Source organism: Pseudomonas medicaginis (genome assembly GCF_965119365.1).
Taxonomy (GTDB): domain Bacteria; phylum Pseudomonadota; class Gammaproteobacteria; order Pseudomonadales; family Pseudomonadaceae; genus Aquipseudomonas.
Window position 1 is genome coordinate 2918847 of record NZ_OZ221631.1, and the last position, 17059, is coordinate 2935905.

Genomic DNA, 17059 nt, shown 5'->3' on the forward strand with positions numbered 1-17059 from the left:
CGAAGAGCTGAGCGGCTTTAACTCTGCTCCAGCACCATCGGCAAATACATATTCCCGATCACCAGCAACGGCCGCTGGTCCTCCTCAAGCGACGAATACAAGGTCAACGAAAACACCCATTCCCCGCCATTTCGCTGCGGATTGGCCTGCCCGCGCCAAGTATCCACTGCCGTTTGCAGGTCGCCCGCCGTACTGCTGTCGAGCGTCTGGTTGGGATACAGGTACACCGGCGTTTCCCCGACCAGGCCATGGTTCGGATCCAGTGGGTCGGTGGCCAGTTCGTAGGCATAGGCGACCCCGACGGTGATGCTTAGCCCGCCATTTTTCGCAGCGTCGTTGAATAGGCTGTCGAAGGCTGCCTGCAAGGCCGCGCTGACCGTGGTAGGGGAGGTCGCCAGCGGCACTCGCTGGTCCCAGGCATTGAGCGGGGTGGCCACGCTGGCGGCTTCGACCCGGTCGGTCTGGAACACGAACGCCGGATTGGTCGAGGGCCCATCGGCACCCAAGAGTTTCTGGTTGCGCTGGACCAGGATCGAGCCGGTCGCGTTCTGCCAGCGGCCGACGTTGAGTCCCGCGAAGACCAGGCTGAAGGTTGGCCACGACGCCGGGACATGGACATCCGGCGCCACTGCATAACGGGACTCGCTGGCCGAGACGCTTGTCCGTTCCAGTTGCACCATCAACCCCGCTGCGGTCAGTGCCCAGACCTGCGGCCAATGCCCGTTGGGACCGACGCCAGCGCTCAGCGCCGTCATACTGAGACTGGCCACTTCGCGGCTGCTCTGCGGCCCACCCCGATCGGTGACCCTCGCCTTGAAGCTGAACTGATCGGTGGCCGGGGCCTGCAGGCGTGTATCCGGGTTGTTGTCGAGCAGACGTACGTTCCAGCTGTCGGCGACCGCACTGGCCAGGTCGCGCAGCGTATTGGCCGCATTGCTCTGCACCGGCGTCAGGGCGCCGCTTTCCGGCAGGTCGCCAAGGATGTCCCAGAGGCCGTCGGCCACGGCGATATAGCGCGCCAACTGAACGAATAGTTCCACATCGCTGGTCGCCAGCCGCATCATCTGGCCGAGGCGCAGGTTGTAGCTCAGGGTCACGCTGACATCGTCCTGCTCAGCATGCTCGTGGGAGTAAGTGAAGCGGTGGTCCCACAGCGCCAGGCTGGCGAGGCTTGCCTCGCCGTCCGCGCGCAGGGTACTGAGGGCGCGGCGGCTGCGCAGGTTCTGGCGCAGTTCTGCGTCCAACGCGGTGGCACTGGCGCGCTGCTCGACGATCATCGGAAGCGCCGGGAAATCTCGCAGCGCAATCGGTACCGAGACTTCGCCCAGGTCGACGCTCAACGCCGCCGGCAGATTGCTGCCGCCCAGCGGCGGGACGAAGGTCAGCCATTGCGAGGCAGCATATCCGTCGGGCAAGCCGGCGCTGGTGATATTGCGCTCCAGGTCGGTGATGCCGAAGGCCATGTTGGCGGTGACCGCGCGGTGGCTGGCGGGATCGGATTCGGTCAGCAGCAGGGTGATGAACGGCGAGAAGTCGGTCAGCCAGCACTTGCCCGCGCTCATGCTCCAGGACCGCTCCTCGCCGCCGCGGGTGACTTCGATGCCGCCGTACATGTCCGCTGGCAGCAATGCACTGTCCGGGTCTTGCCAGGCCGAAGCGACCTCGCGGTTCAGCTGCACCAGGGTCGAGGCACTCCAGGCCCGGGACAGGCTGATGCCCAGTTGCTGCTGCAGGGTGGTGGCCGCAGCCGCCTGGCCGGCGGCTGCATCCGGGTCGCTGATTTCCAGAACTGGCTCCAGCCCCTCTGGAATGGCCCCGGCCAGTTTGCGCTTGACCGACACCAAATCTCTGAGGGTCTGGCGGGTTTCCGGGGTACGGTACAGCGCGGCGACGTTGCTGGCGCCGAGGATGCGGTCGATGTCCGAGAGAAAGCGCCCGGCCCAGGGCTCCACGTCGATGCCCTGGAAGTCATGCTGGCTGCTGGCTTGCGACAGCGTGCCATCAGGCAGCAAGGCGCTGATGCCGACACCCTGGCGGCTGACCAGGCTCTTGTATAGCGGGGTCAGGGCAAAGAAGCGCGGCTGCGGTCCCGCAGCACCGGGCACCGTGGTGGCCCCGGCGATGCTCAGGGAACGGATCCCTGCGTCGCCGAAGTTCACCGCCCATAGATCGCGACTGTCCTCCAGGGCGCGGCCGGTGGCGACACGCAGGTCGGGCAGGGCAGCATGCATGGCGGCGATAAAGGCGTTGAAGGCCAGGCCGCCACCCTGGTCCTCGGCCGCTGGCGTTTGCGGGGCCGGGATCGGGCTGCTGCTGCGTGACACGCCCCCGTCGTTGTCGACGGCGAAGTCCGGGTTGATCAGCGCCGTCGGGCGGCTCAAGATCAGGCTCACATTGAGCGGGAAGGCCGGCCCGGGATAAGGCCCGCTGGCACCGATCGGCAGACTGATACGGACCCCGGCTGGCGGTACCAGGGCAGGTGTGGCGGCGGCGAACAGCGGCTTGTCGGCGTTCGTCGGGGTTTCGACGATTTCCTGGGCGTTGACCTGCACCCCGACTTCGGCGAAACGCACGATCAAGCTATTCAGGCAGTCGTTGGCCTGGGTGACCACGCTGGCCTGGCCCTGCGGGGCATCCAGATGGATACCACTGGCGATCAGGTTCGGCGTACCGACGTTGGCCAGGGCGAAGGCCCCGGCGCTGACCCCCAGCAGACCGGCAATCGCCGACGGCGCGGTGGCGTTGGTGAATTGTGCGGGGGCGCAGATCAGCAGCGTGCCTGGGTTCAGCGCCTGGCTATCGTCGCCAATGCTTGCCAGCAGATCCGTCAGGGTCGCCGCAGGCGCCTGCTGCTGCAACTGACTCAGGGTAGCGGCCAGGCTTTGCCCGCTGGCGGCGGTGGTCAAGCTGTAGGACTGGCCGCCGACGCTGATGCTCAGGGTCACACCACCGGCCACCACTGTTGGCATCTCCAGGTTGGTTGTGGCCAGGTCCAACGTGCTCTGGGTGAAACGCGGGGCGATAGTGTCGAGGCTATCGCCGCTCTGGATCGAGTAGGGCACCCTCAACTGTGGATCGTCGCTCGGCCAGCTCACCCGGCCGGGCAGGGCGAAGGCGCCGTCGGCCGGCACCGCGAGATCCGGGTTGGCGCCCAGCAGGAGTTCCGCCGGGCAGGCATGGGCATCGGCGAACTGGTGCAGGGTTTGCGCGCCGTCGGCGCTGATCCCGGCACCGTCGTTGAAGTCACCCAAATACAGCAGTGCGCCCATCTCGAACAGATTGACCGAGGTGGTATTCAGCGCTGCCAGGGCCGTCTGCCCCAGACCGCTGCCGTTGTGCCCCAGGCTGTCGTTGCTGCCCGCGACCCAGACCGTGCTGGAAATCAGCTGGTTGGCCTGGAAGATCGCGGGCAGCGCTTGATGGCTCTGGCCCAGGTCGGTGACGCTGATATTCACCCCGAGGGCCGAGAACGCTGTGCAGACCTGCTCCAGCGAGCGGATCGGCGTCGGCGCATCGGCCTCGGTCACCGTGACCGACACCTGCTCGGCCTCGGACACCGCTACCGAGAAGGTAATCCCGGGGGTGAGAATGGTCAGGCTGGCATTATCACCGGCCAGCAACCCCGGCAGGGTGCCGAGGAGATTGGCCAGCGTCGCCAGGTTGGCACTGCCGTCTGCGGTATTGCGGGTCAGTGCAGGCGACACCTTGAGTACCGCGCCGCTGCGCAGCGGCAACTCGCCGTTCTTGGGGGTGGCCAACAGGGCCTCGGCAGTGATGCTCGGCCAGCCGCTGGGGCGGGTGATACCGGCGATGCTCTGCGCCGTGTCGTTTTCGGCAAACAGGGCATAGGCCGGCACCTTCAACAGGGCGCCGACGCCGAACAGTGTCTGCATGGGCACTTGCGCGTTGGCCAGGGCCATTTCCGCGTACCGCAGGCTGTAGTCCTCGGCCAGCGAGGCGAGGGTGGCATTGGCCGGGGCACGGGCGGCCCCCAGGCGCGATGCACTGGCGCTGAAGGCCTGGGACGCAGCGGCGAAGCGCCATAGCGGTTGCTGGTCGATACTGTGGGCGGCGCTGATGTCGAGGCTGGTTTCCACTGCCGCGTTCAGCGGCTGGCCGAGCTGGTAGTAGGCCTTGGCGTAGGCTTCGGCCTGGCGATCGGCGGTTTGCGCGGCGGCATCGCCGGGCTGGCTTGGCGACGGCATCACCGTGGCCGGGCGCGCCTCCAGACTGATGCTCAGGGTCACCTTGGCATCGCTGACGCTGACCACCCAGGCGCTGACCAGCGCCGGCCAGTCGCCGACTCCCAGCAATGAATCGGTATAGCCGCTGGGCAGGCTGATCTGGCCCTGGCCGGCGGGGTTGGTGCCGGTCTGGTTGCCGAGGATGTCCTGGAAATTCAGCTCGACCTGAGCCGAGGGCAGGCTCGTGGCCCAGCCAAAGCCGCGGTACGGATCGTTGTCCGGACTGGGCAGGCCGACTACTCGTGGTAGTGGCGACGGTGTGGCGAAGCGGTACAGCGGCAGGATCTGCTCGTACAGCCAGTACGGATCGGCCTCTTCGGCTAGGCGCTTGTCGCGCAGCACGCCGCGACGGATGAGGCGTTCGCGTTTCCACGCCGGGGGGGCGTCCCTTTCCACCGGGGTGGGAGGCGCCGGCATGCCCGAGGCGGCCATGGCGAACGGCGAATCCTGGCTGGCGGGAATCTGCGTGCCGAGCAGGCTGAAGAGTCTGCGGGCCTGCAATTGGGCAGTGTTCTCGGCTTCTTCCGGCGGTGCGTCCAGGGTCAGGTTGAAGCCGACGCTGCCTGCCGGTACCAGGGCCTGGAGAATCGTGTCCTCTTCATTATGGTCCTCGGCATAGAGGGTACCGATGGTCGCATCCAGCCCCGGCGCTACCAGCGCGCAGGTATTGAACGGCAGCAGACTGCGGCCTTGCGGCGCGGCGGCCTGCTGGGTCCCGGCGATCACCAGCAGATCAATGCTGGCCGCGCCATTGGCATCCAGGGCACTGGCCGGCAGGCCTTTTTCCAACCCCAGGGTGTAGCCGGTGCCGCCGACTACGCTACCCTCCCAGAGCAGGGTGACGAAGCGCTCCAGCTCATTCAGCGACGCGGTCGGGGTCGGATCGCCATCCCGGTCCAGGCTGTTGACCCGACCGAGGGTTACGTCGGGGGAGCGCGGTACGCTTTCCGTGGACAGGTTGGCCTGGATCAGCCAGGTCTGCTCTGGCGTGCCGTCGAGCACGCTGATCCCGGCGGCATTGCCGGCATTCGGCGCCGGCAGGGTCAGCACCTTGACCACCGTGCCGGCGCCTTCGCCGGCCGCCAGCCAAGCGCGTAAAGCCAACAAGGTCGGGCGCTCGGCCTCGTCCACGCCTTGCAGGGTGAACAAGGTCAGGGCGTCGTTGATCTGCTTGATCGCCACGGGAATGCGGCAGGCCCAAGTGGCGCTCTCGACGGCGACTGCATCGCGGCCGGCGCTGGCGCCTTCGGCGGTGGTCAGCAGGTCGTAGGCTACGCGGGAACCGGCCAGGGCCTTGGCTCGCAGATCCGCCGGCAGCGGCCAGAGGGTCGGTTGGGCCCCAACGGGCGGGGCGTCCATGCCGGGAATCGGCAGGACCACCGGGGTTTGCAGTTCGATCCGCTGGGTCAGGCCGTAGGCTTTCGGCGAACGTCCGGCCAGGGCCATGGCCGCTGGCGGCTTGACGACCGGCAGGGTCAGGCTGGTGGCCGGGCCCATGGCGATGATCTGCGCGTTGTTGTAGTGGTAGTTCAGGCTCTGCACCACCTCGGTGGGCACCGCCATGCCGACAGGGATATCGCTGCGGGCGAGGAAGCGGCTGTCTGACATGGCGTTGGCACCGGCGACTGTGCTGTCCACCAGGCTGATCCAACTGCTCTGGGCGGTCAGGGTCATGTCCAGTGCCGGGTCGTCGGCCTTGTCCGGTGAAGTGTCCACCGCCAGGTCGAACTGCTGGCCGGTGAGGTCGTAGAGCGGGGTGGGTTGTTGCGGGTCGGCGACCGCATGCCCCAGGGCGTCGGTCACCGGCGTTGGCGCGCGCAGGCCGGCCATCAGCGAGCGCGAGCCCTGGTTGACGATACGTGGCAGGGCTTCGCCGCCGAGCAGTTGGTCAAGCAGTTGGTCGATGGTGATCACCGGCACCTGAGTCACGTTCAGAACGGTGTCGATGGGGTAAAGGCCGGCGAGATTTTCCAGGCGCACGGCGGCATCGGCAATGCTCAGTCCATAGGTGTTGGCCAGCAGGGTGAAGCTCAGGGCCTGGCCTTCGTCGACCTTGGCCACGGCGTTCGGCACAGGGACCAGGGCGAGGGGCGCGAGGAAGGTGGCCGGGCCGGCCCAGGCGAGGATGTTCGTCCAGGCGTACTGCCAGGTGCCCACCGCCGGGTCGCTGCTGGCGGTCCAACTGACATCCAGCAGCAAGCGCCGGGCCAGGTCATTGAGGCTTTCCCCGGCGACGGCATACAGGTCATGGATGAGTGGCAGCACATAGGTGTTGTTGCCAAGGTTGGTCACGGCGCCGAGGAACGCCTGCCAGTCCGGCGCTTCCGACGGCGACTGCGTGGGATAGACCTGGACCAGTGCCAGAGTCGCGGCGATACGCTCGAGGGTGTCGCCGGGCTGGGTGATGTAGTCGCTGAGCGGCTCCAGCGCATTGAACCCCTGGGGCACCCGGAGGGTCTCGCCCGGCGGCAGTTCCAGGCTGTCCCGGGTGAGGTCATTGCGGGTCAGTTTCGCGATCAGTTCGGCATTGCCGTTGAATACCGCCTGGGCGTACCAGTCTGCCGGGAGTAGCTGTGGCCGGCGATAGCGTACATAGGCCGTGGCGGCGGCCAACAACTCGTCGGCTGGGCCATTGCTCCAGGTTCGCACCGGTAGGTCGAAGGGCACCGCCGGATCCAGCAGTTCGGCGGATTCGCCAAGGCCGCTGCCGTCGGCCTCGAACAGCAGGCTGCTGTTGGCCAGGTTGAACAGGCTGGCGATGGCGTCCAGGGTTTCGCTGCGGGCGGCCTGGTGAATCAGGGTGCCCAGCTCGACGCTGTTTAGTGCGAAGGTTTCATTGGCGTTGTCCTCGGCCAGCACCTCTGGCGCGATGCCGAGATTCACCGGCAGGCGGCTCCCCACCGGCGCGCTGGCCAACTGACGCTCCAGATCGGGATTGAGGAACAGCAGCTCGGCGCTGCTGGCGCCAAGGGCCTGGGCCACACTTTCCACGGTATCCCCGGCGCGTACCGGGTAGTCGATGGTGGCGCTGGCGAAGCATGCCGCCAGTTGCGCCAGGGACTGGCCCTGGCCGCTGCCATCGTCGGCGACGCTGACCGTGGTGCTGGCCAACAGATCCCTGGCTTCCTCCACGGCGGCCTTGGCCAGCATCAGGCAGTAGTCGCGGAAGATGAAGGTCGGGAAGGACTCGTAGGTCGCTGGATCGTCCTGTTCCGGACGCGGCCCGCTGGCACCGCCCACCGGCAGGTACTGGCCCATGTACTGCGCCAGTTGCCATTCGTACCAGGGGCCGACCGGATTGGCCTCGGCGAAACTCAGGGTTCCGCCCGGCGTGCCGCTGCGGGTCAAGCCTGGTGGCAGCGGTGCGACCATGCCACCGACTTCGGTGACCGCCCCCGGATCGGCACCCAGTAGCAGGTGCAGGTTGGTGGCGAACAGGGTATCCAATTTGGTCCAGGCAAAGGCCACATCGGCGCTTTGCGGATCGTCGAGAACGGTGGCGAGCAGGGCCAACTGGCCGGCGGTGAGCGGATCGGTCTCGGTCCGCGGACCATCGGGAATGGCGTACAGCGCATAGAGCAGCACCGTGCGTACCCAAAGGTCCGGAGTCAGACTCGCCGTGTCCTCGGCACTGGTGGCGAGGGCGTGGTGCAGCGCTGAACGTCGGGCTTCGGCACGGGCGGTAGGTGCCAGTGGGTCGACCCCGGAGTTGGCGCAGAGAATGAACGCAGCGCGATAGTTGGGCGTCGCATCGGCCTGGGCCGGGCCGCTCCACGACACCGGCAGTTCGCCGATGGAAATGCTCGGCAGCAGATACAGCAGGGCGCTGCGCGGCTGGCCGTCGGGCCACTGGCTGCGGCTCGGGTCCCAGCTCCAATCGCTATCCTCCACTTGCGCCAGGGGGCTGCTGGCCCGTTTGCGCAACAGTACCCGGTGCAGATGCTGGGCGCTGAGCACCGCCACCCGTTGCGCGCGATTGCGCCGCGCCCGTGGGCCGGAACCGCCAGCCAGGCTGCCGGCACGTCCCGGCATGGCCAGCAGGCGGCTGCTCTGGAAACCCTTGGGGTCGCCGCCTGGTGCGACGATCCAGGGTGTCTGCTGCACCGAACCGAGGGTGAAGGACAGCTCCAGGGATACGTGGAAACTGAACGAGATCTTGATGAACAGGATCTTCACCTTGGCCTCGGCGCGCACCGAGACCTTGAGGGTGAATTCGGTCGGCCGGTAGCACTCGAACAGTGCGCTGACCTGGGCATAGGCCTCAAGGCTCACGGACACCTTGATGATCTTGAAATCGACGTAGCCGTAGACCTTGCCGTGCAGGGCGGCGATGCCCTGGGCGCGGAAATACTGGGCCGACGGCAATCCGGCGCTGGAGGGGTTGAACCAGCCGAGCACGCCCTGGAAGATCACTTGCACTTCGACATAGGCACCGCCGCCGAGGATCCCGGCGCGGATCTCCTTGCCCACCCCCACCGCCAGGCCGATACCCAGCTCCAGTACCGGCGAGAAGGTGCCGTTGCTGATACGTGGCACCTGACTTGAGGTAACGCCGTCGAGCAAGCCGAAATAGACCCCGCCGCGGCCGATGAAGACATAGGCCTGGACCGAGAACGAACGGCTGAAGTCCTGGTTGTAGGGAAAGCCCAGGTCCACCTTGAAATTGCCGTTGGTGTAGACCTCGATCACCACGGTACCCAGGGTCAGCGAGGCGATGCCGATCTGGAAGGTCCGGAAGGCATCGGGCAGGCGCAGCTCGACGCGGAACATGCCGACGTCATCGGAAATCTTCTTGTACAGTATCTCGAAGCGCAGCCCGGCGAGGCTGCCGGCCTTCTCGCCGTTGAGGCCTACCGACAGGCCGTAGAGAATCGGGTCGTTGAACAGGAAAGCGAGGTCCACGGTATTGGCCATCAGGCCGATATCCAGGCCGATCAGCCACTGGCTGTCGGCGGAGAAGGCGACTCCGCTGCTGCGGGTGCTCGGCAGGTTGTCGGGATTCTCCACCGGCAGCATGAATTCCTTGAGCAGGGCCAGGTTGCCGGCCACGGTGTCCACCGGGTTCTGCAATCGGATGCGCTGGCCGATGCCGAGGTAGCGCAGCTCCACCAGCGAAGAACCGGTGCCGGGCACGGCGGGCGGTGGGTCGTTGACCACATCCCAGGCCAGGGCATCGTCGCCGGTATAGGACTTGCCCAGCAGCGAACCTTCGAGGATCAGCTCCACCTTACCGGCCCCGGCGCGGGTATAGCGCACGCCGATCGCCGAGAGACTGCCGAAGCCCAGGTCGACCTGGGCCTTGTAGACGAACTCCACCACGTTGTTGGTCGGGTCGAGGGTGAAGACAAAGCTGGACAGCTCGATGCGCTTGAGCACATCCCAGGGCGAGTCAAGGGTAAAGCCCTGGGTCGGCGCGGCCAGGTTGACCAGGTACTCGAGCATGTCGCCCAGGGTGGTGCCGCCCAATTGCACTGAGATCACCTGGTGACGCGGATTGGTGGTGCTGTCTTTCTCGCCGCGCCAGGCGGTAATGGCCTGGACCCAGATCGTATCGACATAGACCTTGAGCAGGTAAGTCGGCTCGTCGACGCCCACGTCCATGCCCACTTCGACGCCGATGCGGTTGATCGAGAATTCGCCGCTCAGGCGCCCCGAGGCCGGCTTGCCCTGCGGCGCACTGCCGGCCCGGGCGATATCGATGCTCGCCGCCGCCGAGATTTTCAGCGGTGTGCCGAACAATTGTGGGGTCCAGCGCATGGAGATGGTACCGCCCAGTTCATAGGACTTGTCGCCGGTGGCGAAGCTGACGTCCAGGCGGTCAACCATCAATACCGGCACCGAGGCGGGAGCCTTGCCGAGACCGAGGAACTGGGTGACCAGGTCAGTGAGATTGATGCTGGTGCCCTGGTAGAGATGGCCTTCGAAAACCCAGCCCCGGGGTGTCGCCGGATCCTGGATGGGGTAGCTGGCAGCCAGCATCAGCCTTGGACTTTCGTAATCGTCGGCGGCCGCGTCCGGGTAGAACGAAAATACGCCAGACAGACCGCCGCCTACGCGACCGTTCTGTACGGCGATCCAGAAATCGACCTGCTCGAGGACCAGATCGATCACGATCAGGTCGACCGTCCAACCCTGGCGCAGATCTGGCAAACCGGTGGAAGGGTCGAGGAACACCACGGTGGTGTTGGCGTTGTAGGTCTGGTTTAGCGGGTCGGCGAAGAACCCCAGCGCCGAGACAACCGCACTGCTCAGGCCACCGGCGCTGGGGCCGGGGGCGCCGAAGTAGTAGGTGAAGGCCTGGCCGATGGGGATGTAATCGCCCGCGCGCATGTTGCCCTGGATGAACAGGTCTGGCAGCGCCACGGCAATGTCAACATCGACCTTGTCCTGCGGGGCCGCGCCACCGAAGCGCAGCGAGCCGCTGATCGACCCGGAAACACTGCTGACGCTTTTGCCCGCGCGGTCCTTGCTCCAGCCCCAGGTCCAGCGGGTGCCGACATTGTGCAGGGTGACGAAGGGTACCGGTGGCGTCCACTGCTGGTCCGAGCCGATGGACACCACGAGGAAATTCAGGGTCGGCAGCACGCCTTTGGTGGGGGACGTGAAGTACAGCTCCACTGAGCGGAACTTGAAGGTTTCCAGCAGCGGGAAATTGTCCGGCAGGGGCAGCGCCGGCAGGCCGAAAATGGTCGTCAGTTGCGCCATTCCGCGCACGACCGAGGCGTGCTGCGGATCGAAGGTCGCGGTCATGTGCCACTGCGGGCCCGAGGTGAGGATCTGCGTTGTGACTGCGGCCACCAAGGCATCGGGGCCGCTGCCGAGGATGACGGTACCGGTCAGGTTGGCCACCGAGAAGCTGGTGCGATCCCAGATCGCTTCATCGAGATCGTCGCGCACCAGCAGTTGCAGGCCGAGCTCGCGCAGGTTCAATCCACCGGGACCGCCCAGGGTGCCGCCGTTGGCGGTGATGGGAACGCTGGACGAACTCGCGGCCACTGCACGCAAGGTCATGACCGGTATGTCGGTCCAGCTTGCGGGCATCGTCAGCGTGCCATTCAAGGCCAGGGGCCAGGGTGCCAGCATGTCGGCGAAACTCTCGAATACCGGTGAGTCGGGCAGGGAACCGGACAGGGTGAGGCTGGCGTCCGGACGGCTGTCGGCACGAAACACCGGAGCGATCAGCCCCAGCGATAACAGGAAAGAGGGGCCCCACAGTACCGCACTGTCTTCCGTCTGTACCCTCTCGCTAGCCGGCAGGCAGGCCGGGTTGAAGAAGCGTTGGAAGGCCCAGCCCGGCTCGGTCAGCGCCATGGACAACTGGAAGATCCCATCCGTCCCGTCCTGCTCGGTGTACAGCAGGGTCAGCCAGGCGGCGAAACGCATGCCCTGCGGATCGCCGGGCTGTCCATAGCGGCCGTTGCCGTTGAGCGTCACCCGGTCCAGGCCCTGATTGATCGCGGCGGCGCTGACGATGTAGCTGGCGGACACCCCGAAGAGTTCCAGTACGCCTCGCAGTCCCGACAGTCCGGGGTTGGCCGATACCGTCCAGAGGTCAATGGTGTTCGCCGGGGTGATGGCGGCCTTGAGAATCGCGTAGGTCGAGGACAGGGACATTTATCGGCGACCTCCGGTCTGTGCACCCGGTGTCCCTAGCCTCGGCGCTAGGCGCTGAGCCCGAGCGGAGGGCCGGGCCTTGCCAGGGGCGACAGGCTGGGGCTCCACGCGGGGAGAGAGGGGCGGCGCGACGGTCTGCACTGCCGGCTCGACCTCAGGCAGCCCTTCGCGATGAACGAAGGTAAACGACTCCAGCAGTTGCTCGGGGGTGAGCAGGTCCAGCGATTTGTCCTTGGGCAGACGGTTACTGGATACGCCGCGAAAGTCGATGAGAAATCCCATGGCCTGGGGCAGCAGGGTATAGATCCAGTTCATGCCCGGGGCGAAGGCGAATTTGTCGCTGTAGGGTAGCGTGTCAAAGGTGCTGAACGGGGCGTAGGCGACCATTGGCGACGACACCACCGAGCTATCGTAATAGCGCGTCGAGTAGAGGTTCTGGGTCGTCAGGACGGTTCGCATGCCGATCTGGTTGTAGTTCGTGGCGTCCAGCGCGTAGTCGATATAGGCGGTCGTGAAGTGGCGATTGTTCCCGACCAATGGGTCGGTCCACCAGGTCTTGCTGGTGTCGGCGTACTGGAGAAACAGCTGGCTGGTTTCCATGGACGGGTGTCCGTAGTTGCTGCCGGTGTCCGCGCTGGCAACTACGGTCTTACCGGACATCAGTTGGGCGTAGGTCTCCACCACGCTACGGGCTTCCACGCTGATCGGCTTGGTCTTCGACGGCAGGCCGAAAGTGGTCTTGCGGCTGCCATGGTGCGGCAGCAACGTCATGTAGACGTTCTGTCCCGTACCGTTGGCAAGGCAGTTGATGTACTGGAAAGTGGGGAACGTGGCATCGCCGCCGATGATGGCGGTAGTCATCTGCCCTCCGGCCAGCACGCCCACCACCAGCACCAAGCTCTTGGAATTGGCCTGGTCGCCGTTGGGTTTTTCGGAAATCTTGTCTTCCGCAGTGCCAACCTTCTCGCCGTTGTAGGGCGCGTTAGCCGCTACCAGAAACACCAGGTAGTCCTCTGCGCCCCAGAGCGGGCCCACGCCGCCGGAGCTCAAGATACTGCTCGCGCCGACCGGGAATCCTTTCACGTCCTCATCAGGTTTGGCCGTCCGCGCTTTGATCAGGGTGAGCAGGTTCTCGCTTTTCTTGCTGACCGTGGCGGTGTCAGCATACCAACTGTAGCGACCGCCATAGCGGCAAAGTCCGATGGTCATGTCCGGGAGCAGACGCAGCAGGCCCTGCAGGGGATCCTTGCCGCTCTCGCTGCCGAAGAACATATTGATGTGATCACCATCCTTGTGGGAGATGAACACGGCGTCGATCCGCCCGTTCGGCGACTCCCGCAGCAGGGCCATTTTCTTCAGGAACTCGAGCGTGGACGGTCCGGCGACGTCGCGTTTGCCAAGCGAGCCCAGATCGAACAAGGCGAGAGCGGTAACCCCGCCGCTGGCGTCATAGACGACGAATAGCGTCGACATACCTTGCCCGACATCCAGGGAATAGAGGCGGAAATGACTGCTCATAGGGATTGTCCTTGAGTCCTGTTCAGATAACCGGTGGCGTACGCCGTCCGGAACGTGCGAGGCGCCTGCTGTCCGGCGTACGCCGCGCTATCTGGCGCGGCGCAGGGCCAGCCAGCAACGCCTGCTGCTTCTTCTTCTCCTCGTCCTTGAGATACGCCGCATACCAGCCCAGCGAGGTCTTCGGGCTGCCGGGAGCGCCGAACAACTTCAGGTCGGCATTGCCCGGCGGGAAGCTCCAGGCCAGCACCGAGAGGGCGAAGCGGCGCATGCGCAGCAGGTAGTTGAGGCGGTGGTCACTGTCGCGCCAGGTCTCGAACAGGAAGTTGCGAAAACCCAGCTTGAGCACGCCCTGCAACGGCAGGCTGCCGCTGATGGCGTTGGACATGCCCAGCTTGATTCCCAGATAGACCGGCGGATCCCCCGCCACCGGCTCCGGGCCCCAGGCGGCGAGCAGCGTGATCTTCAGGCCAATGGCGCCGCTGAGGGCGCCAAGGGTGCCCATGTCCAGGGCCAAGCTGAGACCGAACCAAGGCGCCGCCAGGGGTTGCTGGTCCAGGGGCGCGCCGATGGAGGTGAAACCGAGGCTTTCCGGGGTTGCCCCTTGCGGCTGCTGGCCGGTGGGGGCCAGGTCGGGAGCGGCGACCAGACCGTCGAGGCGCAACGGAAAGTTCTCCACCAGCGAAGCCGGACGCGCCAGCGAGGCGCCGGGGCCGGTGTTGAAACCGACTCCGGCTTCGCCGGAGGTGAAGCGTTGCTGCGACGGATTCTCCATGGCAAAGGACATGGCCACCACCAGCCCCTGAAAACCCAGGTAGCCGTTGACCGCCTCGCCGGGGCCATAGCCAAACAGGTCGAACTCGGGAATCTCGACGAAGGCCAGTCGTCCCGACAGCACGAAGTTGGCGGTGAGCAGGCTGTCCACCGGGGCGGCGGCGGTTTCCAGGCGGCAGTCGCGGATATCGATGGAGGCCAGGGCCGCGCCGTTGCTTTGGAATACGTTGTTGCCCAGCAGGCTGAAGGAGTAGCTCGGCTGGCCACCGATACGCTGATAGCTGCCGGTGAGGATAAGGTTGTTGCCGCGGGCCCGATCAACCTTCGCCAGCCATGAGGCGAACAGGCGGTTGACCATCAGCTCGGCTTCGGCGGAGAAGTCCACCACTCGCGCATTGTCGAAGCGCACGCGCATGGAGAGGGTCTTGTAACCGAAGGGGATGGTGGTGGAGGCCACCAGATCGTCGGGGTCGTTGTAGTCAATCAGGCCGAACGCCGCCGTCTGGCCCAGGTCGATAATGCCGTCATGGGGCGTGTAGGGGGTCAGCGAAAAGCCGATGTGATGGGCGTAGAAGCGCGATCGGTCGACCCCGGCGGCCATGAAGCGCAGGGCCGAGGGCATGTCCTGGAAGTCGATCGGCGCATTGAGGAACAGCACACCGTTCCAGCGCGGGTTGTGCAGCACCTCGTGATAGAACAGCACCAGCGGATCGCTGTCGCCGATATCCGGGTCGAGGGCGGCGAGGCGCGCTTTGCTGATCACCGCATTGAGGGCGGCTTGAGTCGGAGCCAGTGAACCGTCCGCAGCCTGCGCGACTTGCGGCCAGCACCAGGCGCCGGTGTCCGCCGCGAGTTCGGTGATGGCCCGGCCGCAGTACTTGAACAGCATCAGGGTCGGGGTCAGGGTGCCGTTGCGCCAGGAGCGCGGCGAGAGCTGGAAAGTCCAACCTTCTATATCGGCGCGCAGCAAGCCTGCCGCCGCCTGGGCCTCGGCCAGGTAGTCGCCAGCGCTGGACGACACCGCGGCATCGAACGTGGTTTCGTTGGGGAATTCCGGGTAGTCGAGTGCCTTCAGGGCATTGTTGATCGCCTGGGCCTGGGCGACCGGTACCCCGGCGGCGAGCAGGCGCGAGACGGCGTTGGTGGCGGTCAGTTGATAGGCCACCGAGCTGCCTTGGCTCATGAAGGTATCGACGTCGGCCACCACCATGAACAGCTGGTTGGATTGCAGCGCGGCCTGGAAGGGCGGCTTGACCTCGGTGAAGATCAACTGCCCGGTATCCGACTGCGGCATGTTGGCGAACAGCACCCCGGCCCACGCCGATTGCGCCGGGTTGAGCACGGCGATCAGGCCGCTGGGGGTAACGCCCAGAGGCCGGGTGTCGGCATCTGCGGCATCGGCCTGCATGCCGAGGCGCAGGCGTCCGGTGGGCGCGCTGCGCGTTGCCTCCAATGGCGGCAGGCCGATCAGCTTGCGTCGGGTGGGCGCCAGGGCCGCGTCCTCCAGATGGGCGGCCTGGTCGATCGCCCCCGGGGCAATTCGTCCATAGACGCCCATGGGCCAACCCACCGGCGCACTTTGCTGGCTCGCCTGCAAGGTCGGCAGGGTGGCGGCGTTCATGTTCAGGTAGGAGAGGAAGCCCGCCACCGGCACGCTGGCCGCATTGAATAGCGGCGAGCGCGGCGGCTGTGCTTCGTAGCTGCGGCCACTGCCACCATCGGACAGCACGGTGGCCCAGGCGGTGGTGCCGAGGTTGCTCAGGGCTGCGCCGTTCGCCTCCTCGCTGGCGGGCGGCAGATAGGCTGCGCCATTGGCCTGGAACAGCAGCAGTGACGCGCTGACCTGCGGCAGCACCACGGTCTCGGTACCGCTGACTCCGAGGATCAGGCGGGTGTTGCCATCGCTGCTGCGGGCCTGTTGTGGTGTGCCGAGGTCGAACAGGCCATCCGGCGCCAGGTGCCAGACCAGGTTGGCACTGGCGACATCCGCGGCATCGAACAACGGGGTACGTCCGAAGCTCAGGCGTGCCCCCGGCAGGTCGCCGCTGCCGGCGCGTGGAGTGGCCAGGGTGGCATGTCCGGTATTGCTGAGCTGGGCAAATCCAAAAGTCGGCACGCTGCCTTGGCCAGTGGCGAAGACCAGAGCGCTGCGTTGCGGCCGTTCGGGGTTCAGCGGATCGAAGGTCAGGGCCAGGTCGAAGGGCGTGGTGTCCAGTTGGCGGAACAGCGGCATGTCGATCAGGTTGACTTCGCCCACCGGGCTGTCGGTATCGGCTTCGCCATAGCGCAGCATGACGCCGAGGCGCTGCATGTCGTCGGCCTCCTTGTCGAGGCCGTTGCCGGCGCGGATGCCGAAAGTCAGGCAACCCAGTTGCGTACCGCTCAGGGGCAGCGGGCACTGGGGCTGGGTTGCGGCATAGACGCCCCCCTGGGCGAAGAAGGACAGGCCGGCGCCATCGAACAGCAGGCTGTCGCTGCCGGCGACCAAGGCGTTGCCGCCTTTTATCGCCACCGCATACTGGCCGAGGGCGAAGCGCATATCGCGCACCACCCGCCAGCCACCGCTCGGCTCGCCAACGGGCAGGGCGTCGATGCCCTGGGTCTGCCACTGGCTGGCGCTGTCCGTCGGGTTGGCGATCCACAGCAGGCGCAGCCAGCCCTTGGGTGACAGGCGCGGCCACAGCGTACGCAGGTCGGCAACGAACGTCGCCGGATCGGCGGGTGCACTAGCACAGAACAGATAAGCGCCACCCTGGTCGGCCCAGGTCTGGGCCAGGCTGGCGCTGGCGCCGAGGTCGCTACCGGGACTGGCCAGATAGCCTGCCCAATAGCTCTCCAGGCCACTCTCTGCGAGGGTGGAAAGGCGGTATAGGCCCGCCGTGACTTGCTCGAACACCGGTAGGCTCATGGCG

Annotated in this window: 3 protein-coding genes; all 3 read right to left on the minus strand. The window is 66.1% G+C overall.

The annotated features are described in order from the left end of the window. Window positions 1–17: 17 nt before the first annotated feature. The 3 genes from ACMTA2_RS13025 to ACMTA2_RS13035 are packed head-to-tail and all read right to left on the minus strand — an operon-like array spanning window position 18 to window position 17055. A complete protein-coding gene (locus ACMTA2_RS13025) occupies window positions 18–11858 on the minus strand; it encodes a hypothetical protein (protein ID WP_413795160.1) in 11841 nt (3946 codons plus the stop codon). Continuing rightward, the gene (locus ACMTA2_RS13030; protein WP_003200339.1) at window positions 11859–13376 is read right to left on the minus strand and encodes a ComEC/Rec2 family competence protein; all 1518 of its coding nucleotides are present in this window, start codon (window positions 13374–13376) and stop codon (window positions 11859–11861) included. It lies immediately after the preceding gene. 22 nt (window positions 13377–13398) lie between these two features. Further along, a complete protein-coding gene (locus ACMTA2_RS13035; protein WP_413795161.1) occupies window positions 13399–17055 on the minus strand; it encodes a hemagglutinin protein in 3657 nt (1218 codons plus the stop codon). Window positions 17056–17059: the final 4 nt, after the last annotated feature.